We start from the raw sequence: 21,496 nt of genomic DNA, 5'->3' as shown, positions 1-21,496 counted from the left end.
GGTCACGGCCCGTCCGCTCGGCTGCGACCCCCTGACGTTGGGCGCGCTTCAAGGTAAACTCCTCGGCCTTCGCAGGAGCCGCCATGAATTATCGCCACGCCTTCCACGCCGGCAATCACGCCGATGTGTTCAAACACCTGACCTTGACCCGTCTCATCGCTTTGATGTCGCGCAAGGAGCAGCCCTTCGCCTATCTCGATACCCATGCGGGCATCGGGCTGTACGACTTGCAGGGCGATCAGGCCAATCGTACCGGCGAATACCTTGAAGGCATCGCGCGGTTGTGGGGCCAGGAGGATCTGCCCGCGCTGACCGTCGACTACATGAAAGTGCTGCACGAAATGAACCCGGACGGGCAGTTGCGTTACTACCCGGGGTCACCGGAACTGGCGCGGCGCCTGACCCGTCCACAGGATCGGGTACTTCTGAACGAAAAACATCCAGAAGACGGTGTGCTGCTCAAGGACAACATGAAAGGCGATCGTCGCGTGGCGGTGCACTTGGGCGAAGGCTGGCATGTGCCCCGGGCGCTGCTGCCGGTGGCGGAAAAGCGCGGCCTGATGCTGATCGATCCGCCCTTTGAACAGCTGGACGAGATGCAACGCTGTGCCGCGTCACTCAAGGAGGCCATCGGCCGGATGCGCCAGACAGTGGCAGCAATCTGGTACCCGGTGAAGGACCAGCGGCTGTTGCGCCGTTTCTATCAGGACCTGGCCGGCACCGGTGCGCCGAAATTGTTGCGAGTGGAATTGCTGGTGCATCCGCTGGCCACGCCCAATAGCCTGAACGGCTCCGGCTTGGCGATTGCCAATCCGCCATGGGGGCTGGAGGAGGAATTGCGCGAGCTGCTGCCTTGGTTGTCGAAGAAGCTTGGGCAGACCCAGGGCGGCTGGCAGATGGATTGGCTGATCGCTGAAAGCTGATCAGATGCATTGATACCGTCTGATAGGGCGCCTTCGCGAGCAAGCCCGCGCCCACATTGGTCAGACTCAGAACCCTGTGGGAGCGGGCTTGCTCGCGAAGCTTTTCAGCGGCAAAAAGTCAGATCGGGCAAGTCACGCCCGTACCGCCAATTCCGCAATAACCTTCAGGGTTCTTCGCCAGGTATTGCTGGTGATAGGCCTCGGCGAAGAAGAACGTCGGGGCTTCTTCGATTTCGGTGGTAATGACGCCTTTGCCGGCCTTGGTCAATTCAGCCTGAAATACTTGCGCGCTGTGCTTGGCGGCAGCCAGTTGGGTTGGGTTGGTGGCATAGATCACCGAGCGGTACTGGGTGCCGATGTCATTGCCCTGGCGCATGCCCTGGGTCGGATTGTGCAGCTCCCAGAACATCTTCAGAAGCTGCTCGTAGCTGACTTTTTCTGGCTCGTAGACCACCAGGACCACTTCGCTGTGGCCGGTAAGGCCCGAGCAGACTTCTTCGTACGTCGGGTTCGGCGTAAAGCCACCGGCGTAACCCACCGCTGTACTGACCACGCCTTCGCGCTGCCAGAACTTGCGTTCCGCGCCCCAGAAACAGCCCAGACCGAAGATCGCGAAATCCACGTCCATGGCAAACGGACCCAGCAGCGGCGCATCGTGGACGAAGTGTTTTTCCGGCACGGTCATTGGGGTTTCGCGGCCAGGCAGAGCTTGTTCTTGAGTAGGGAGCACGTTTTTGTTCACCAGGATATCCGAGCGCAAGACCATCATCAGTCCTCTCAGTCAGATTGAGTTGAGCGAATGTAAGCAATGAGACCGTCAGTGTGCCCGAGTGTTACACCGCTTGTCAGGCAATTGGGCCGCGCGGATAGCGCTTGAGCTTCTCGATCAGCTCCGCGCCGGGGATCGGTCGGTCGAACAGGTAGCCCTGGCCGACGTCGCAGCGGTGGCGCCGCAGGAACGCCAGTTGCTGTGCGGTTTCGATACCTTCGGCCACCACCTTGAGTTTCAGGTTGTGGGCCATGGCGATCACCGCGGAAGTGATTTCCATGTCGTCCTGGTTGTCCGGGATCTCGTGGATGAAGCTGCGATCGATCTTGATGATGTCGATCGGGAATTTTTTCAGGTAACTCAGGGATGAGTAACCGGTGCCGAAGTCGTCCATGGCCAGGGTCAGGCCCAGGCGCTTGAGTTGGTCGAGCTGCAGGTGGGTGTCTTCGGTGGCCTCCAGCAGCAGGCCTTCGGTCAGTTCCAGTTCCAGCAGGCGGGCCGGCAGTTGTTCTTCCTTGAGGATGCTGGCGATCGAGGCGACCAGGTCCGGGTCGGAGAACTGCTTGGGCGAGAGGTTGATCGCCACTTGCAGGTTGCCCAGGCCGGCGGCGGTCAATTGCTTGCTCATGCGGCATGCCTGACGGGCGATCCATTTGCCAATGGGGATGATCAGGCCCGTTTCTTCGGCCACGCTGATGAACTGATCCGGGCGAATCATGCCCTTCTCGGGATGGTTCCAGCGCAGCAGCGCCTCCATGCCCAGCAAGCGACCGCTGCGCAGGCACAGTTTTGGCTGGTAGAACACGTCCAGCTCGTTCTGGGTCAAGGCGCGGCGCAGGTTGTTTTCCACGAACAGCTTGTAGCTGGCCTCGGCGTTCAGCGCCTCGGTGAATACCTGGACCTGATGCTTGCCGTTGGCTTTGGCCTTGTGCAGGGCGAGTCCGGCGTTGCGCATCAGGGTCTGAGGGTCGCGGCCGTGCAGTGGCGCGCAGGCCAGGCCCACGGAGCCGGTCACGCTGATCAGTTGGTTATCGACGAACATCGGCTTGTCGAGCGTCATCAGCAACTGGCTGGCGATCTGCTGCCCGGCCTCCAGGTCGGTGTCGTCCAGCAGTACGGCGAATTCATTGCTGGCGAACCGTGCCAGGCTGCCGCTGGGGCTCAAGCTGTTGCGCAAGCGGCGGGCCAGGCTGATCAGCAGCTTGTCGCCGGTCTGATGGCCGAGGCTGTCATTGATGCGCTTGAAGTTGTCGATGTCCACCAGCAACAGGCTGATGGGCGAATCGCTGTCCCGGGCAAAGCGCTCATCGAGGTTGCGGATGAACGCCGGGCGGTTGCCCAGGTTGGTCAGGTTGTCGGTGTAGGCCAGGCGCTCGATGCGCTGCTGGGCCAGTTTGGTCTGGGTGATGTCTTCGTAAATGCCGATGTAGTGGGTCAGTTCACGGTTATCGCCATAGACCTTGGAAATCGACAATTGGCCCCAGTAGGGTTCCAGATTCTTGCGTCGGCTCTTGAATTCACCTTGCCAGCTATTGCTCTGGGCGAGGGCCGACGGTGCATCGAACAGCAGCTCGCTGAGGTTTTCCAGGGCCGGTAGTTCCGACAGACGCTGGCCGTGGACTTCCTCGGTGGAATATTGGGTGATGGCGGTGAAGCTGGGGTTGACGTATTCCACCACGCCGTCGCAATTGACCAGCAGGAACGCGTTGGCGCTCTGCTCCACGGCGCGCTGGAACAAGTGCAGGGCGTTGGTGGCGGTCCGGCGGTTGTGGTTGTTGATGACCTGGGCGAACTGGTCAGCCAGTTCACCGGCAAAGGCGATCTCGTCGGACTGCCAGGCGCGGGTGACGCCTATCTGCTCCAGGCACAGTACGCCCACCACCTGGCCGTCGATACGAACGCTGGCGTCGAGCATGGCGTTGACTTCGCGGGTACGCAGGCTTGCGGCCATTTCCCGGGTACGCGGGTCGCGCATCGCATTGTGCGCGTCGATGGCGCGGCAGGTCTGCAGCGCCTCCATGTAGTCAGGAAACTCGTTGGCGTTGATCACGTCCGGCAGAAAGTAGTCTTGGGAGGCGCGGTTATAAGCCGAAATCGGCACCAACTGGCCATCTTCCAGGTTCCAGATGCTGGCGCAATCAATCTGGTAGATGTCGCAGGCGCTGCGGGTGATGAGCTCGGCGGCCTCCTGCAGGGAATTGTTGGCGCTGTAGCGCTGGCGGGTCAGTAGCAGGATCAGGTCCTGCTGGGCGCGCACCCGGTCCAGGTGTTGCAGCTGCTCCTGCTGGGCGCGCTGGTTCAGTTCCAGGGCAATTTGCAGGCGCGAGTTTTGAGTTTCCAGGTCCAGAGCCGGCATCGACGGCTCGCTTGCCAGCAAATCGTCCACGGCCAGCAGGTAGCCGCGTAGTAGATGGCGATTGTGCTGTTTATAGGGCTCGCCCATCTCCAGCATATTCATGGCGCCCTTGGCGGTGTGGAGCGTGTAGCGGATCAGGTAATGCGGGGCCTGGGCCAGCTGCTGCTGGATCGCATCGTGGAGTTGATAGCGCGCTTCGGGCTCCATCAGGCTGGCGTAGGGCGAACTGACCAGCGAGCAAAGCTCGACGGCCGGCAGACCGAAGTAACGCTCGCAGTTGGGGTCGAGGAACAGCAGCGCCCAGCTTGCTTCATTCAGCCGTTCGAAACGCAGCATGCCGAGCCGCGAGGGCACCGGTAACTGCGTCACTACCTCGGCCGCCATACGGCTGGCGGCATCGGGTTGGCTTTTCATGGGGAAACTCGCTTCGAAAATGCTGATCGCGCCGGGCTGACGCCCTCGTTATTACGGACTGCCGCAAGGTTGCATCATTGCGGCACTGGCTGACAAGAGAGATGAAGGCCAAGTGCTATAAACCTTTTATCGGCCGACGAAGGGATTTCTCCAGTCGCCCGCCGATCAGACGGCATGGGTGGTTATACCACCCGTCAGCGCAGCGGGATATCTACTGTCTGTAATGGACTGCCATCACGGTCGTGAAACGTGACCTGAACGCTCTGCGCCGTGACTTTCAGGTGGGCGAAGTTGTCCTGGCTGATGACCTTGCCGCTCAACCCATAGCGATAATCCCCGCTGGGCGTGCGGGCCATGGCATCACCAAAAATAAAACTCGCGGCGCTGGCATAAGGAAGCAATTTGCTGTTGCAAAACGGCGAGGAAACGATGGTATGTACCTCGAAGTCAGGGTCCTGGCTGTGACTCAGGCGACTGGTGAGAGAACCATGGACGTCGCCGGACACGAAAATAACGTTCTTGATCCGATGGCGGCGAACGGTTTCCAGCAGGCGCAGACGCTGTTCCGGGAAGGCCTGCCAGGCGTCCGAGGTATTGAGCTTGCGGTCCGGGTAGAACATCACGCCGGTCACGATGAACTTGACCCGCGCCGGACTGTTGACCAGCCATTTGATCAGCGATCGTTCCTGCGCTTGATCCAGGATACGTCGATCATCCGCCGATAGATTGCGCTGGGTCCGACTGTCGGTGACGAACCATTCGATATCGCCGTGAGCGAACTGATACCAACATTGTCTCAATGGTTTGCTTAATGTTCCGTCACTTAACAGTTCATGTGCCGGACTATGGCTGGCTTGATAAAGCGCATAGGCATCCATGGCATTGGCATAAAAGTTTTCGTCGCCTTTTTTCTTGCTGGCAGGCCAATTATCTTTGATTTCATGATCGTCGAGAATCATGTAGCTCGGTGTTCCCGCCATCAACTTTCTAATATGCGGCTGGGAAAAGGCGGTGCGGTATTTGAAAAGAATATCCTTTGGGTTCCGGTCCGGGGCGACAATATTCAAATCGTCTAGATAAACCTGGTCGCCGGTCATCACTACAGCACTGATCGGCGGGTCGGCCTGGGCCACGATACGGTTGATGCCAGCGAAAGTCCGGTCGCCCAGTTCAGGTCTGGACGGGACGCCGGCCGTCACCCGCAGGTAGCGGCAGGAACCCACGATATAGCTGCGCGGCGCACTGGTTTTGCTGGACGGCGTGCGCATCTGATAAATATCCCGAGGCCATTGCAGCGGCAGTTCCTGGACGGTTTCGATTGTATGAGTAGGGCTCAGGCGGCTGAACCAGCCGGCTTGGTATTCATAGACGGTATCGGCCTGAAGGTTCTTCAATACGATGACATCGGACATGTCGCGGTAAGCATGCAACTGAACAAAGTGTCCTTTCGACCAGATTGAATCTCCCTGGCGCCGGTAACGGATGGCGGCGAATACCAGGCTGTTCTTATCGTTATCCCCTCGCAGGAATATCCGCGTGTGATGAGGTGTCGTGTGGCCGACAATAGGGCCAACAGTGGGTTTGAACATCATTCGAGTCCATTCGAAGTTAAAGTTTTTTTAGGTAAGTAGTTAATGGCTTCCCTGAACTCATCCTAAAGCGATGCATGGGATAAATATTGATAGGAGAGGGGGCGTGTGTTGTGAGAAACGTCCAATAGATGACGTAGTCATCTAGGTGAAGTGCAGTAGGAAAGTTGGGCCCTGGAACGGGCTGCTCTGCAAGTTCGACTTTATTTCAGGCAAAAAAAAGCCCCGCCAAACGGGCGGGGTTGAGGTACGAGCGTGGCGCTCGGAAAACAGCGGTCCGAAGGGCCCTCCGTGAGGAGGGCCGCCCGGTGTTACAGCAAGATGGTACGGATGTCGCCCAGCAGGTCGCTCAGACGCTTGGTGAAGCGTGCAGCGGCGGCGCCGTTGATCACACGGTGATCGTAGGACAGCGACAGTGGCAGCATCAGCTTCGGCTGGAAGGCTTTACCGTCCCAGACGGGCTGGATGGTGGCTTTGGAGACCCCCAGGATCGCCACTTCCGGCGCGTTGACGATCGGCGTGAAGCCGGTACCGCCAATGTGGCCGAGGCTGGAAATGGTGAAGCAGGCACCCTGCATGTCGTCGGCGGTGAGCTTTTTGCTCCGGGCTTTTTCGGCCAGGGCAGCGGCTTCGCCAGCCAGTTGCAGCAGGCTCTTCTGGTCGACGTTGCGGATGACCGGTACCAGCAGGCCTTCCGGGGTGTCGACGGCAAACCCGATGTGCACGTATTTCTTGCGAATGACAGCCTTGCCGCTTGGGGCCAGCGAGCTGTTGAAGTCCGGCAATTCCTTGAGCAGGTGCGCACAGGCCTTGAGCAGCAGTGGCAGCACGGTCAGCTTGACGCCAGCCTTCTCGGCCACGGCTTTCTGCGCGACGCGGAAAGCTTCCAGTTCGGTGATGTCGGCCTGGTCGAACTGAGTCACGTGCGGAATGTTCAGCCAGCTGCGATGCAGACTCGACGCGCCGATTTGCATCAGGCGAGTCATTGCCACTTCTTCGGTTTCGCCGAAGCGGCTGAAATCCACTGCCGGGATCGGCGGGATGCCCGCACCACCCGTGGCGCCTTCGGCCGGAGCGTTCTTGGCCTTCTGCATCATGGCCTTGACGTAAGTCTGCACGTCTTCTTTCAGCACGCGGCCGTGTGGGCCGCTTGGGCTGACGGCGGACAGCTCGACACCAAATTCACGGGCCAGCTGACGCACCGCAGGGCCGGCATGCACCTTGGCACCGCTGGGTGCAGGTGTGGCGGCAGGAGCAGGAGCTGTCTCGGCCTTGGCGGCAGGCGCGGCAGCCGGAGTCGGAGCTGGAGCTGGAGCGGCTTCGGCCTTGGCGGCAGGCGCAGCAGCCTGGGCTGGGGCAGCAGGTGCCGCAGCACCGGCCACTTTCAGCTTCAGGATCAGGTCGCCGGTGCCCACTTCGTCTTCCAGCTTGATCTCGACGCTTTCCACCACGCCGGCGGCCGGCGACGGGATTTCCATGCTGGCTTTGTCGGATTCCAGGGTGATCAGCGACTGGTCGGCTTCGACGGTGTCGCCGACCTTGACCAGCACTTCGATGATCTTGGCCTTGCCCGAGGAGCCAATGTCCGGCACATGAATGTCCTGGACCGTGGCAGCGGCAGGCGCGGCGGCAGGGGCGGGAGCCGCCTCGGCAACCGGTGCGGCGGCAGGCTTTTCAGCCGCCGCCGGGGCAGCAGGAGCCGCCTCAGGCGCGGCAGCGGCGCCCTCGACTTCCAGCTCCAGCAGTTCGTCGCCTTCTTTCAGGCGATCGCCCAGCTTCACTTTCAGGCTTTTGACGATACCGGCCTTCGGCGCAGGCACTTCCATGCTGGCCTTGTCCGATTCAAGCGTCAGGATGCTCTGCTCGGCTTCGATACGGTCGCCGACCTTCACAAACAGTTCAATTACTTCACCTTCACCGCTGCCGATGTCAGGTACGCGAATGAGTTCGCTCACGGAAATTCTCCTCAGCAGTCCAGTGGGTTGCGTTTTTCCGGATCGATGCCGAACTTGACGATGGCCTCGGCCACCACCTTGGGTTCGATATCGCCACGGTCAGCCAGGGCTTCCAGGGCTGCCAACACAACGAACTTACGGTCGACTTCGAAGAAGTGACGCAGCTTCTTGCGGCTGTCGCTACGGCCGAAACCGTCGGTGCCCAGCACCTTGAATTCCTTGGAAGGAACCCACTGACGGATCTGCTCGGCGAACAGTTTCATGTAGTCGGTAGAGGCGATGACCGGACCTTTGCGGCCGTTCAGGCATTCTTCGACGTAGCTCAGTTTCGGCTTCTGGCCCGGGTGCAGACGGTTGCTGCGCTCCACGGCCAGGCCATCGCGACGCAGTTCGTTGAAGCTGGTAACGCTCCACACGTCAGCGCCGACGTTGAACTCTTCACGCAGGATCTTCGCTGCTTCACGCACTTCGCGCAGGATGGTGCCGGAGCCCATCAGCTGGACGTGGTGCGCCGCTTCGCGGGTGTCTTCTTCGAGCAGGTACATGCCCTTGATGATGCCTTCCTCCACGCCGGCCGGCATGGCTGGCTGCTGGTAGGATTCGTTCATCACGGTGATGTAGTAGAAGACGTCCTGTTGCTCTTCGGTCATCTTCTTCATGCCGTCCTGGATGATCACCGCCAGCTCGTAGCCGTAGGTTGGATCAAAGGTGCGGCAGTTCGGGATGGTGGCAGCCAGGATGTGGCTGTGACCGTCTTCGTGTTGCAGGCCTTCGCCGTTGAGCGTGGTCCGGCCGGCGGTACCGCCGATCAGGAAGCCACGGGTCCGGCTGTCGCCAGCGGCCCAGGCCAGGTCGCCGATACGCTGGAAACCGAACATCGAATAGAAGATGTAGAACGGCAGCATCGGCTGGTTGTGGCTGGAGTACGAAGTACCGGCAGCGATGAAGGAGCTCATGGCGCCTGCTTCGTTGATGCCTTCTTCGAGGATCTGGCCCTTCTTGTCTTCCTTGTAGAACATCACCTGGTCTTTATCGACTGGCTCGTAGAGCTGGCCGACGGAGGAGTAGATGCCCAACTGACGGAACATGCCTTCCATACCGAAGGTACGGGCTTCGTCCGGGATGATTGGAACGATGCGCGGGCCGATTTCCTTGTCCTTGACCAATTGCGCGAGGATCCGCACGAAGGCCATGGTGGTGGAAATCTCACGGTCGCCCGAGCCGTCAAGGATGGCCTTGAGGGTATCGAGCGATGGGGTCGGCACGCTGAAGCTCTGGGCGCGGCGCTGGGGCACGAAACCACCCAGTGCGGTGCGACGCTCGCTCAGGTAGCGGGCTTCGGCGCTGTTGGGCTCCGGCTTGAAGAACGGCAGGTTTTCCAGTTCCTCGTCCTTGACCGGGATGTCGAAGCGGTCGCGGAACAACTTCAGGCTGTCGACGTCGACTTTCTTGGTGTTGTGCGCAGTGTTTTTCGCTTCGCCGGCACCGGTGCCATAACCCTTGATGGTCTTGGCCAGGATGACGGTCGGTTGTTCCTTGTGGTTGACTGCTTCGTGGTACGCCGCGTAGACCTTGTACGGGTCGTGGCCGCCACGGTTGAGCTTCCAGATCTCGTCGTCGGACAGATCGGCAACCATTGCCTTGAGTTCAGGCGTGTTGAAGAAGTGCTCACGGACGAACGCGCCGTCCTTGGCCTTGTAGTTCTGGTATTCGCCGTCGATGACTTCGTCCATGCGGCGCTGCAGGATGCCGTCGACGTCCTTGGCCAGCAGTGGGTCCCAGAAACGGCCCCAGATGACTTTGGTCACATTCCACTGGGCGCCACGGAACACGCCTTCGAGTTCCTGGATGATCTTGCCGTTGCCGCGAACCGGGCCGTCGAGGCGCTGCAGGTTGCAGTTGATGACGAAGATCAGGTTGTCCAGTTTCTCGCGGCCAGCCAGGGAGATTGCGCCCAGGGATTCCGGCTCGTCGCACTCGCCGTCGCCCAGGAAGCACCAGACTTTCTGCTTGCCTTCGGGAATGAAGCCGCGGGCTTCCAGGTACTTCATGAAACGCGCCTGGTAGATGGCCTGGATCGGGCCCAGACCCATGGATACCGTCGGGAACTGCCAGAAATCAGGCATCAGCCAAGGGTGCGGGTAGGACGACAGGCCCTGACCATCCACTTCCTGGCGGAAGTTGTTCATCTGCTCTTCGCTGATGCGGCCTTCCATGAATGCACGGGCGTAAACGCCTGGCGAGGTGTGGCCCTGGAAGTAGATCAGGTCGCCGCCGTGTTCGTCGGTCGGGGCCTGGAAGAAATAGTTGAAGCCGATGTCGTACAAGGTTGCGCTGGAGGCGAAGCTGGAGATGTGACCGCCCAGGTCAGAATCTTTCAGGTTCGTACGCATCACCATGGCCATCGCGTTCCAGCGTACCAGCGAGCGAATGCGGCGTTCCATGAACAGGTCGCCGGGCATGCGTGCTTCGTGGGTAACGGGGATTGTGTTGCGGTATGGCGTGGTGATGGCGTAAGGCAATTGCGAACCGCTGCGGGTTGCGAGTTCGCCCATACGGGTCATCAGATAGTGAGCACGGTCTTCGCCTTCTTTGTCGAGAACCGATTCCAGGGCGTCCAGCCATTCCTGGGTTTCGACGGGATCGAGGTCTTGCATGGCTTGCTCCAGGGCGGAAAGGCTACCAGAATCGGTTGCCTGAGTTTGCGACTGGCCTTGTGGGCAGACGGTATAAATTCTTGGATTGCCGAAGGTTGTTTCGGCGGCGTGTAGTTTTACTACAAATCGTCGGCCGTTTCAGCCTTTCGAATGTATAGACGAGTAGTAAAACTACACATGAGCGGCTTATGGCCCCTCGTTTCGTTGTGAGAATAATCGTTACTGTTGGTCGTTAGCCAACTCGTACAGGTAAAAACTTGATGTCGGCTGCCAATAAAATCAGATTTTCAGCTATTTATCATCTTTGTTCGACAGTCGATCAGGTAGTGGCAGTTGAAAAAACACTACATCCAGCCTTTCCCCGCGCCGATCAAGGATAGACCATGAGCCTGCCCCCGCTTACCGAAGTTCCGGCAATTCTCCAGTCATTGGTCAGTCGTGCCGAGCAGTCGTTCCGTGCGGCGGTCGCTTCCCTGGACGACGACCATGGGCTGTCCACCTGGGCGCCCGGACGCTGGAGCGAGTTCAACCGTGTCGCCGCCGCCAGTGATTTTTTTATCGAGCAGAGTGTTCGTGACCCCTCGATGTTGCTGGAACTGGTGCGCAGCGGCGAACTGGATCGCCACCTGGCTCCCGGCGAAATGTGCGCTCAGATTGGCGCAGCCGTCCAGGCCGCCGAGACTGAAGACGAACTGGGTCGCATCCTGCGTCGCCAGCGCAGCCGCCAACAGGTGCGGATCATCTGGCGCGACCTGACCCGCCAGGCCGACCTAGTCCAGACCTGTCGCGATCTCTCCGACATGGCCGATACCTGCATCGACCAGGCCTATCAATGGCTGTACCAGCGCCATAGTCAGCAATTCGGTACGCCTACCGGGCGGCGCAGCGGTGAACCGCAGCACATGGTCATTCTGGGCATGGGCAAGCTTGGCGCGGTGGAACTGAACCTGTCGTCGGACATCGATCTGATTTTTGCCTACCCCGAGGGCGGCGAGACCGTTGGCGCCAAGCGGGCACTGGATAACCAGGAGTTTTTCATTCGTGTGGGGCAGCGCCTGATCAAGGCCCTGGACCCGATGACCGTCGACGGCTTCGTATTCCGCGTCGACATGCGCCTGCGCCCCTATGGTTCGGCCGGAGCGCTGGTGCTGAGTTTCAACGCGCTGGAGCAGTATTACCAGGATCAGGGCCGTGACTGGGAACGCTACGCGATGATCAAGGCGCGGGTGGTGGCGGGTGACCAGGTGGCCGGCGCGCAACTGCTCGACATGCTGCGTCCGTTCGTTTATCGCCGTTATCTGGATTTTTCCGCCATCGAAGCGCTGCGCACCATGAAGCAGTTGATCCAGCAGGAGGTGCGGCGCAAGGGCATGGCCGACAACATCAAGCTGGGTTCGGGCGGCATCCGCGAGGTGGAGTTCATTGCCCAGGCGTTCCAGTTGATCCATGGCGGTCGTGACTTGAGTTTGCAGCAGCGCCCGTTGTTGAAAGTGCTGGCGACCCTGGAAGGCCAGGGTTATCTGCCGGCCAAGGTGGTCGATGAGCTGCGCCAGGGTTATGAATTCTTGCGTTACACCGAACACGCGATCCAGGCCATCGCCGACCGCCAGACCCAGATGCTGCCGGACACCCCGCAGGATAAGGCGCGCATTGCGTTCATGCTGGGTTTTGCCGACTGGGCGGCCTTCCATGAGCAATTGATGTACTGGCGCGGTCGCGTAGCCTGGCACTTCGGCCAGGTCATCGCCGACCCGGATGAAGAGCAGGACGGCGAAAGCGAAGTGACGGTGGGCGGCGAATGGTTGCCGCTGTGGGAAGACAGCCAGGATGAAGGGGCGGCGTGTCGTCAACTGGAGGAGGGCGGCTTCGCCGACGCACCCAAGGCGCTCAAAGCCCTGGCCGCCCTGCGCGGCAGTGCGCAATTGCGCGCCATGCAGCGTCTGGGGCGCGAGCGTCTGGATGCATTCATTCCGCGCCTGTTGGCCCAGGCGGTGGAGCATGCCAATCCGGACCTGGTGCTTGAGCGCGTATTGCCGCTGGTGGAAGCCGTGGCGCGCCGATCGGCCTATCTGGTGCTGCTGACGGAAAATCCCGGTGCCCTGCGACGCCTGCTGACACTGTGCGCGGCGAGCCCGTGGATTGCCGAGCAGATCACCCGCTTTCCCCTGTTGCTCGATGAATTGCTCAACGAGGGGCGACTTTTCAAGCCGCCCCTGGCGCCGGAACTGGCGGCGGAGTTGCGTGAACGCCTGACGCGCATCCCCGAGGATGATCTCGAGCAGCAGATGGAGGCGTTGCGGCATTTCAAGCTCGCGCATCGTTTGCGGGTGGCCGCCTCGGAAATTGCCGGCAGCCTGCCGTTGATGAAAGTCAGCGATTACCTGACCTGGCTCGCCGAAGCAATTCTTGAACAAGTGCTGGCCCTGGCCTGGCGTCAGACCGTGGCCAAGTATGGCGTGCCGCTGCGCACTGACGGCAGCCTGTGCGATCCGGGCTTCATCATTGTCGGTTATGGGAAAGTCGGCGGTCTGGAATTGGGGCATGGTTCCGACCTGGATCTGGTGTTCATCCACGATGGCGATCCGCAGGCGGAAACCGATGGCCCGAAACCCATCGACGGCGCGCAGTTTTTCACCCGGCTCGGCCAGCGAATCATCCATTTGCTGACGGCCCAGACCAATTCTGGACAGCTCTACGAAGTGGACATGCGCTTGCGTCCGTCCGGGGCGTCGGGGTTGCTGGTCAGCTCCCTCGGGGCTTTTGCACGCTATCAGGAGAACGAGGCCTGGACTTGGGAGCATCAGGCTTTGGTGCGGGCTCGGGTGCTGGTGGGCAGCCAGGACGTGGGTCAGGCGTTCGAGAAAGTTCGTGCCCAGGTGCTGGGGCGCAAGCGTGATTTGTCGACGCTGCGCCAGGAAGTCAGCGAGATGCGCGCCAAGATGCGCGATAACCTCGGCAGCAAGGCCACCGCTGCCGGAACCGCAGCGAATGCCTTCGAAGCCACGGCGCCGTTCGACCTCAAGCAGGATGCCGGAGGTATCGTCGACATTGAATTTATGGTGCAATACGCGGCCCTGGCGTGGTCCGAGGAGCACCCGTCGCTGCTGCGCTACACCGATAACATCCGCATTCTGGAAGGGTTGCAGGACGTCGGGCTGATGCCGGTCGAAGACGCTACCCTGCTGCGCGAGGCCTACAAAGCCTACCGCTCAGCCGCCCACCGCCAGGCTCTACAGAAAGACGCCGGGGTGATTGCAGGCGACCAGTTTGTGGATGAGCGCAGGCAGGTGCTGCGAATCTGGCGAGAACTGGGGCTGAGCTGAAGATTTAAATGTGGGAGCGGGCTTGCTCGCGAAGGCGGAGTGTCAGGCGACATTGATGTTGGATGTGCCGGCCTCATCGCGAGCAGGCTCGCTCTCACAATGGATTTGTGGTGCTGCACCATACTTGAAGTAGATGAATTTCCCTGTGGGAGCGAGCCTGCTCGCGAAGGCGGAGTGTCAGGCGACATTGATGTTGGATGTGAGAGCCTCATCGCGAGCAGGCTCGCTCCCACAGTTGTAGAGTGACGGCAGCAGGCAACGTCCTAAGCCACAGTGATTGTCGAGGCGGGGAGGCGTAGGCCTCCCCGCATCGTTTTTGGAAGCCACATGAATATTCTGATCGTAGGGCCCAGTTGGGTCGGTGACATGGTGATGGCGCAGACACTGTTCCAGTGCCTCAAGCAGCGCCACCCACAGTGCGAAATCGACGTGTTGGCCCCCGAGTGGAGTCGGCCGATTCTTGAGCGCATGCCCCAGGTGCGCAAGGCCTTGAGCTTCCCGCTCGGCCACGGTGTGCTGGAGCTGGCGACCCGTCGACGCATCGGCAAGTCCCTGGCCGGTCAGTACGACCAGGCGATCCTGTTGCCCAATTCGTTGAAATCGGCACTGGTGCCGTTCTTCGCCAGTATCCCCAAACGTACCGGCTGGCGCGGCGAGTTCCGCTACGGCTTGCTCAATGACGTGCGCACGCTGGACAAAGAACGCTACCCGCTGATGATCGAGCGCTTCATGGCCCTGGCCTACGAGCCAGGTGCCGAGTTGCCCAAGCCGTATCCGCGCCCAAGTCTTGCGATCGACCCGGTGACCCGCGAAGCGGCGCTGGCCAAGTTCGGTCTGAGCCTGGACCGCCCGGTGCTGGCTCTCTGCCCAGGCGCCGAATTCGGTGAGTCCAAGCGCTGGCCGGCGGAGCATTACGCCCAGGTCGCCGAGACGAAGATTCGCGAAGGCTGGCAGGTCTGGTTGTTCGGTTCGAAAAACGATCATTCGGTGGGCGAGGACATCCGCTCGCGCCTGATCCCGGGCCTGCGGGAGGAGTCGGTGAACCTCAGCGGCGATACCTCCCTGGCCGAAGCCATCGACCTGTTGTCCTGCGCCGATTCGGTGGTGTCCAACGACTCCGGCCTGATGCACGTGGCCGCCGCCCTGAACCGGCCACTGGTGGCCGTGTACGGTTCCACTTCGCCGGGCTTTACGCCGCCGCTGGCCGAAAAAGTCGAAGTCGTACGCCTGGGCATCGAATGCAGCCCGTGCTTCGACCGCACCTGTCGCTTCGGTCATTACAACTGCCTGCGCCAGCTCATGCCGCCGTCGGTGAACGATGCCCTGGGGCGTTTGCAGGGCGCACCGGTGGAGGTTCAGTAACTTGCGGGTATTGCTGATCAAGACCTCTTCGCTGGGGGATGTGGTTCACACCCTGCCAGCGCTGACCGACGCGGCGCGGGCGATTCCCGGCATCAGGTTCGACTGGGTGGTGGAAGAAGGCTTTGCCGAAATTCCTACCTGGCATCCGGCGGTGGATACAGTCATTCCGGTGGCGATTCGTCGCTGGCGCAAGAACCTCTGGCAAACCATCAAAAGCGGCGAGTGGCGACGTTTCAAGCAAAGCGTGCGTGCCAAGAAGTACGATCTGGTGATCGACGCCCAAGGCCTGCTGAAAAGCGCCTGGCTGACCCGCTACGTCAAGGCCCCGGTGGCAGGCCTGGATAAAGAATCGGCCCGCGAACCCCTTGCAGCGCGCTTCTATTCCCGTCGCCTGGGCGTGGCTCGCGGTCAGCATGCGGTAGAGCGCGTGCGCCAGTTGTTTGCTGTGGCACTGGGTTATGACCTGCCCAAAACCATGGGCAGCTACGGCCTGAATGTCGATCGCCTGGTTGAATTGCCGCGCAGTTACCCTTACGTGGTGTTCCTGCACGGCACGACTTGGGAATCCAAGCACTGGCCTGAGCTCTACTGGCGTCAACTTGTTGAGCGCATGGGCCAGTTTGGCGTCGTGGTGAAGCTGCCATGGGGCAGCCCGCTGGAGAAAGCCCGGGCCGAGCGGATTGCCAATGGCCTGCGCAACGCCCTGGTATTGCCAAAGCTGAATCTGGGTGGGATGGGCAAGGTGTTGGCCGGCGCACAGGCCTGTGTGGCCGTGGACACCGGCCTTGGCCATCTGGCCGCGGCCCTGGATGTGCCGACCATTTCATTGCTCGGCCCCACCAACCCGGTGCTGACCGGTGCCTATGGCAAGGGGCAGATTCACCTCGCCAGTGATTTCCCTTGCGCGCCCTGCATGCAGAAACAATGCACTTATCCGCCGACCGCCGAAGATGCCCGTCGGTTTGACCTGAAACGCGAGCAGCCTCTGTGCTTCACGCGTCTGAATCCCGAGCGTGTTGCCAGCCACTTGAGCACGTTATTGGCTGAGGAGCCGCGCTGATGCAATTGGCTTTTGTCCTTTATAAATACTTCCCTTTCGGCGGCCTGCAGCGTGACTTCATGCGCATCGCCCTGGAATGCCAGCGGCGTGGTCACCAGATCCGCGTCTACACGCTGATCTGGGAAGGTGACGTCCCGCCGGGCTTCGAAGTGCTGGTGGCGCCGGTCAAGGCGCTGTTCAACCACCGTCGCAATGAGAAACTCAGTGCGTGGATGGAAAATGACCTGGCCAAGCGTCCGGTCGACCGTTTGATCGGCTTCAACAAAATGCCCGGCCTGGACGTGTATTACGCCGCTGACGGCTGCTTTGAAGACAAGGCGCAGAACCTGCGCAATTCGCTGTACCGGCGTTGGGGGCGTTACCGCCACTTTTCCGAGTACGAGCGAGCGGTATTCGCCAAGGATGCCAAGACCGAAATACTGATGATTTCCGAAGTGCAACAGCCTTTGTTCATCAAGCACTACGACACGCCGCTGGAGCGCTTTCACCTGCTGCCACCGGGCATCGCCCAGGATCGTCGCCGGCCCGCCGACGCCGATGAGGTTCGCGCCGCGTTTCGTGCCGAATTCGACCTGGCCGATGATGACCTGCTGCTGGTGCAGATCGGTTCCGGGTTCAAGACCAAGGGCGTGGATCGCAGCCTCAAGGCCCTGGCCGCGCTACCTTCGCAGCTTAAAAAACGCACCCGCCTGTTTGTAATCGGCCAGGACGACCCCAAAGTATTCCAATTGCAGAGCGCCGCGTTGGGGCTTGGTGACAACGTACGCTTCCTCAAGGGCCGCAGCGACATTCCGCGTTTCCTGCTGGGCGCCGACCTGTTGATCCACCCGGCGTACAACGAGAACACCGGCACCGTACTGCTTGAAGCGCTGGTGGCCGGCTTGCCGGTGCTGGTCAGCGCGGTGTGTGGTTACGCCCATTACATCGCCGAGGCCGACAGTGGCCTGGTCCTGGACGAGCCGTTCGAACAGGCGCAGCTCACCGAGTACCTGGGGCGTATGTTGGGTGACGCCGACGCACGCGCGGCCTGGAGCCGCAACGGTCTGGCCTTCGCCGAGACGGCCGACCTCTACAGCATGCCGCAGCACGCGGCCGATGTGATATTGGCGGAGCACGCACAATGAAATTGATGCTGGCCGAACCGTTCAAGAGCCTTTGGGCCGGACGCGATGCGTTCGCCGAAGTCGAGGCGCTCAAGGGCGAGGTCTATCGCGAACTGGAAGCCCGGCGCACCTTGCGCACGGAGGTGGATGGTCGTGGCTTTTTCGTGAAAATCCACCGTGGCATCGGTTGGCGCGAGATCTTCAAGAACCTGCTGACCGCCAAGTTGCCGGTACTGGGTGCGGGACAGGAATGGAAAGCCATCCAGCGCTTGCAGCAGGTCGGTGTGCCGACCATGACCGCCGTCGCCTATGGCGAGAAAGGCAGCAACCCGGCCGACCAGCATTCGTTCATCGTCACCGAAGAACTGGCGCCGACCGTCAGTCTCGAAGATCTCAGCATGGACTGGGTCAAGCAGCCGCCACAGCCGAAGCTCAAGCGAGCCCTGATCGCCGAAGTGGCGCGCATGACCGGCATGATGCATCGGGCCGGGGTCAACCATCGCGACTGCTACATCTGCCACTTTCTGCTGCACACCGATAAGCCCGTGACCGCCACGGATTTCAAACTTTCTGTGATTGACCTGCACCGTGCGCAGATCCGTCCGGCCATCCCCCTTCGTTGGCGCAACAAGGACCTGGCGGCGCTGTATTTCTCTGCACTGGACATCGGTCTGACCCGGCGTGACAAGTTGCGCTTCCTCAAGGGCTATTTCCAGCAGCCGCTACGGCGGATCCTGGCCGAAGAAGCTTCGCTGCTGACCTGGCTCGAAGGCAAAGCCAACCGGCTTTATGCGCGCAAGCTGCGGTACGGGGGCGCGCTCTGATGTCGGGTTGGGTACTGGAGCCTTCCTACGCTGAGCTGGCAGAGGATTTCGGCAGTCTTGATGCAGTGTTCGCCCTAGAGGGCGAGCGTCTGACGCGGGACCCGCTGTCCGAGGTGATTCGGGTACAGCGCAGCGGCGTGAATTACTATGTCAAGCGCTACACCGGGGCCGGCAAGGGGCTGCGGCGATACTTGGGTAAGCCGCGGGTCAAGTCCGAATGGCAGAACCTCAAGCGCTTCGCCAAGTGGGGCATCCCCACTGCCGAAGTCGTGGCCTGGGGGCTGGAGCGACGTGGCGCAGCCTATGACCGTGGCGCGATGATCACGCGCGAGCTGCCGGGCACCGAAGACCTCTCGGCATTGGCAAGGCGTCACGATCCAAGGCTGGCCAATCGTGCCTGGGTCGACGGGGTGAGTCGGCAACTGGCCGGCTATACCCGAACCATGCACGAAAATCGTTTTACCCATAACGATCTGAAATGGCGCAACTTGCTGATCGACGAGCAGTCACGGCTGTTCTTTATCGATTGCCCCAACGGCGATTTCTGGCGCGGTTTCTGGCTCAACTATCGCATCACCAAAGACCTGGCGTGCCTGGACAAGGTGGCCAAGTATCATTTGTCAGCCACTCAGCGCCTGCGTTTTTACCTGCAGTATCGCCAGCGTAACCGGCTCGATGCGTGTGACAAGAAGCGCATCCGTCACGTGGTGAGATTTTTCGAGGGGCGTGAATGACTGATTTTCTGGCGACTGAAGACCAGTCATTGTTGCAACGCCACGGCCTGGATAGCTTCGAAGCCCTTTGGGACCTGCAATTGGATGCGGTGGATGAACCCAACACCGCGGGCGGCGGTTGGAGCAGTGTCTTCCGGCTGGAACTGGAAGGGCGGGGTTATTACCTCAAGCGCCAGAGTAATTACCTCACCAGGACGTGGTCCCACCCCTTCGGCGAGCCCAGCTTTTACCGGGAGTTTCGCAACATCAGGCGTTACCGCCAACTGGGGATTCCGGCCCTGCAAGCGGTGTTCTATGGTCAGCGCAACGTGGGCGGGGAGGTGCGGGCGATTCTGCTGACGCGTGCCCTGGACGGTTGGGATGACCTGGATTCATTGCTGCAACGCTGGTCCAGCCTGGCGGCGACGCAACGCGCCACCGTCCTGCAGGCTTGCGGGCAGTTGGCGCGACGCCTGCACGGCATGCGCCAGGTCCATGGTTGCTTCTACCCCAAGCACATTTTTTTGCAAGCCACCGCCAGTGGCTATCAGGCGCAGTTGATCGACCTCGAAAAGACCCGGCCGCTATTGTTCGGTCAGCGGGATCGAATCAAGGACCTGGAGCCCTTGCTGCGTCGCGCGCGAGCCTGGAGTGACGACGATGTGCGCCAGATGCTCTGCACCTACCTGGATCAACCGCTCAAGAGTGCACTGGTTGACCGCTGGATGACTCGTCTGACCGCCCGGCGCAGCCATAAGGAGGCTCGTTGATGCATTTATCCGAATTGAAGAACGCCGGCCGCAGCCCCAACCTGCCTTTGAGCCTGGAGCTGGCGGACGCCGCCGGCCCGGCGCAATTGCAGCTGCTTTCCCTGTTGCGTGTGTTGCCGGGACAGCGCTACGTCGGTGCTGGCGTCTGGCGCGGCCGTCCGGTGTTGGCCAAGTTGCTGGTCGGCAGCAAAGCGGGCAGGCACTTTCACCGCGAACGGCAAGGCGTGCGGCTGCTGGCCGAGCAGGGGCTGACTACGCCGCTGTTGCTGGCCGATGGCCTGAAAGAAGGCGAGGGTGGTTGGCTGCTGTTCGAATTGCTCGAGGGGGCCGAAAGCCTCGGGGACGCCTGGAAACAGGTCGAGGGCCTGCCATTGCTCGCCGACGAACAAACGGCGGTACTGGCCGAGGCGTTGGGAGCGATTGCGCAGCTGCACAGCAAAGGCCTGTGGCAGGAAGATCTGCACCTGGACAATCTGTTGCGTCACGGCGGCAAACTCTATTTGATTGACGGCGCCGGCATCCGCGCCGAAACCCCGGGCCAGCCATTGTCGCGCAACAAAGTGCTCGAAAACCTGGGGGTGTTTTTCGCCCAGTTGCCCAAATCCCTCGAGCCTTTCAACGAAGAGTTGTTGGTGCATTACCTGCTGGGCAACGCCGAGCACGCATTGCCCATGGAGGCGCTGCAAAAACAGATCGACAAGGTGTACGCCTGGCGCCTGAATGACTTTCTGGAAAAAGTCGGGCGTGAGTGCAGTCTGTTCAGCGTGCAGCGTGGTCCGTTCGGTTTGCGGGCGATTCGTCGTGATGAAGAGGCGGTCATGGCGCCGGTACTGGAGCAGGCCGATGCCTTGCTTGACCAAGGCCACTTATACAAGACCGGTGGGTCGGCGAGCGTGGGTAAAGTCGATGTGGACGGGCGCTCCGTGTTGATCAAGCGCTACAACATCAAAAACTTCGCCCACTGGCTCAAGCGCTTCTGGCGTCCGAGCCGCGCCTGGCATGCCTGGCGCGAAGGTCATCGCCTGACGTTCCTCGGTATCGCCACGCCCAAGCCGCTGGCGCTGCTGGAAAAGCGTTTTCTGTGGCTGCGTCGCGGCGCCTACCTGGTGACCGAGCACCTGTCGGGGCCTGACATCATCGAACGCCTGGCCCCTTACGTCGAAAACGGCGCCGCTCCCGAGCCTGAGTTGCTGGCGCTGGACCGGTTGTTCGCCGGCCTGATCCGCGAGCGTATCAGTCACGGCGATTTCAAGGGCCACAACCTGCTCTGGCAGGACGATCGCTGGGTGCTGATCGACCTGGACTCCATGTGCCAGCACCGCAGCCTCTCCAGCTTCACCCCCGCCTATGCCAGGGATCGTGCGCGGTTTATGCGCAACTGGCCGCAAGACAGTGCGTTGTATCAGGTGATTGATCAGCGGTTGCCCAAAAGTTTTTGAAGGGTGCCCCGATAGCTGCTTCGGCACGTCCCCTGTGTAGGAACTGCTGAAGGCTGCGATCTTTGTTTTACCCCTTGAGGTTCAAGGGAAAGATCAAAATCAAAAGATCGCAGCTTCGGCAGCTCCTACGAGGCTTGCCAACGCTTTTAAGCTATAATCCCGCCCTTTAGCTGCCCCGCGCCCCGGCGTGCGGCACATCTTTTTTCGAGGCGTTTGTCGCCTCGCATGCAGACATTAAG

The 21,496-nt window shown here is 60.8% G+C and carries 14 protein-coding genes; 9 read left to right on the top strand and 5 right to left on the bottom strand.

The genetic code is table 11. From position 1 onward, the window contains the following. The first annotated feature begins 83 nt into the window (after positions 1-83). Positions 84-923 carry a 23S rRNA (adenine(2030)-N(6))-methyltransferase RlmJ gene (locus PSEUDOMOFG3G_RS05710; protein WP_139048604.1) on the top strand — a complete coding sequence of 280 codons (840 nt, stop codon included), beginning with the start codon at positions 84-86 and terminating at the stop codon, positions 921-923. 118 nt (positions 924-1,041) lie between these two features. Here the strand turns inward: PSEUDOMOFG3G_RS05710 and msrA are convergent, their stop codons facing one another. The 5 genes from msrA to aceE form a co-directional block, all read right to left on the bottom strand. Further along, the gene (gene msrA / locus PSEUDOMOFG3G_RS05705; RefSeq protein WP_139048632.1) at positions 1,042-1,689 is read right to left on the bottom strand and encodes a peptide-methionine (S)-S-oxide reductase MsrA; all 648 of its coding nucleotides are present in this window, start codon (positions 1,687-1,689) and stop codon (positions 1,042-1,044) included. A 79-nt stretch (positions 1,690-1,768) separates the two neighbouring features. After that, a complete protein-coding gene (locus PSEUDOMOFG3G_RS05700; protein WP_047225915.1) occupies positions 1,769-4,462 on the bottom strand; it encodes a bifunctional diguanylate cyclase/phosphodiesterase in 2,694 nt (897 codons plus the stop codon). Positions 4,463-4,656: 194 nt separating this feature from the next. Beyond that, positions 4,657-6,051: an alkaline phosphatase D family protein gene (locus tag PSEUDOMOFG3G_RS05695; RefSeq protein ID WP_139048603.1), complete on the bottom strand. Its 1,395-nt coding sequence runs from the start codon at positions 6,049-6,051 to the stop codon at positions 4,657-4,659. A gap of 311 nt (positions 6,052-6,362) precedes the next feature. Continuing rightward, positions 6,363-8,006: a dihydrolipoyllysine-residue acetyltransferase gene (aceF, locus tag PSEUDOMOFG3G_RS05690; protein WP_139048602.1), complete on the bottom strand. Its 1,644-nt coding sequence runs from the start codon at positions 8,004-8,006 to the stop codon at positions 6,363-6,365. Between the two features lie 11 nt (positions 8,007-8,017). Continuing rightward, entirely contained in the window at positions 8,018-10,663 is a 2,646-nt protein-coding gene (aceE, locus tag PSEUDOMOFG3G_RS05685; RefSeq protein ID WP_047225912.1) for a pyruvate dehydrogenase (acetyl-transferring), homodimeric type, read from the bottom strand. A 383-nt stretch (positions 10,664-11,046) separates the two neighbouring features. Between aceE and glnE the strand changes: the two genes are divergently transcribed. The 8 genes from glnE (at position 11,047) to PSEUDOMOFG3G_RS05645 (ending at position 21,257) form a co-directional block, all read left to right on the top strand. Then, the gene (gene glnE / locus PSEUDOMOFG3G_RS05680) at positions 11,047-13,986 is read left to right on the top strand and encodes a bifunctional [glutamate--ammonia ligase]-adenylyl-L-tyrosine phosphorylase/[glutamate--ammonia-ligase] adenylyltransferase (protein WP_139048601.1); all 2,940 of its coding nucleotides are present in this window, start codon (positions 11,047-11,049) and stop codon (positions 13,984-13,986) included. 327 nt (positions 13,987-14,313) lie between these two features. Next, the gene (waaF, locus tag PSEUDOMOFG3G_RS05675) at positions 14,314-15,348 is read left to right on the top strand and encodes a lipopolysaccharide heptosyltransferase II (RefSeq protein WP_107321432.1); all 1,035 of its coding nucleotides are present in this window, start codon (positions 14,314-14,316) and stop codon (positions 15,346-15,348) included. A gap of 1 nt (position 15,349) precedes the next feature. Continuing rightward, on the top strand, positions 15,350-16,408 hold the full coding sequence (gene waaC / locus PSEUDOMOFG3G_RS05670; RefSeq protein ID WP_047225909.1) for a lipopolysaccharide heptosyltransferase I: 1,059 nt from the start codon (positions 15,350-15,352) through the stop codon (positions 16,406-16,408). After that, the gene (locus PSEUDOMOFG3G_RS05665; RefSeq protein ID WP_139048600.1) at positions 16,408-17,532 is read left to right on the top strand and encodes a glycosyltransferase family 4 protein; all 1,125 of its coding nucleotides are present in this window, start codon (positions 16,408-16,410) and stop codon (positions 17,530-17,532) included. Before waaC ends, PSEUDOMOFG3G_RS05665 begins: the two co-directional genes overlap by 1 nt. Then, positions 17,529-18,335, top strand: coding sequence for a lipopolysaccharide core heptose(I) kinase RfaP (rfaP, locus tag PSEUDOMOFG3G_RS05660; protein ID WP_047225907.1), 807 nt, complete (start codon positions 17,529-17,531; stop codon positions 18,333-18,335). The genes PSEUDOMOFG3G_RS05665 and rfaP overlap by 4 nt, the downstream gene beginning before the upstream one ends. Next, positions 18,335-19,069, top strand: coding sequence for a lipopolysaccharide kinase InaA family protein (locus PSEUDOMOFG3G_RS05655; protein WP_076382932.1), 735 nt, complete (start codon positions 18,335-18,337; stop codon positions 19,067-19,069). Before rfaP ends, PSEUDOMOFG3G_RS05655 begins: the two co-directional genes overlap by 1 nt. After that, positions 19,066-19,818 carry a lipopolysaccharide kinase InaA family protein gene (locus PSEUDOMOFG3G_RS05650; RefSeq protein ID WP_139048599.1) on the top strand — a complete coding sequence of 251 codons (753 nt, stop codon included), beginning with the start codon at positions 19,066-19,068 and terminating at the stop codon, positions 19,816-19,818. Before PSEUDOMOFG3G_RS05655 ends, PSEUDOMOFG3G_RS05650 begins: the two co-directional genes overlap by 4 nt. After that, positions 19,818-21,257, top strand: a complete 1,440-nt coding sequence (locus tag PSEUDOMOFG3G_RS05645) for a lipopolysaccharide kinase InaA family protein (protein ID WP_139048598.1) — start codon at positions 19,818-19,820, stop codon at positions 21,255-21,257. Before PSEUDOMOFG3G_RS05650 ends, PSEUDOMOFG3G_RS05645 begins: the two co-directional genes overlap by 1 nt. The last annotated feature ends 239 nt before the right edge of the window (positions 21,258-21,496 follow it).

Source organism: Pseudomonas sp. FG-3G, from assembly GCF_901007645.1.
Lineage (GTDB): Bacteria > Pseudomonadota > Gammaproteobacteria > Pseudomonadales > Pseudomonadaceae > Aquipseudomonas > Aquipseudomonas rhizophila.
Note: the sequence above shows the minus strand (reverse complement) of the source record. Positions and strands in the feature narration are given on the sequence as shown.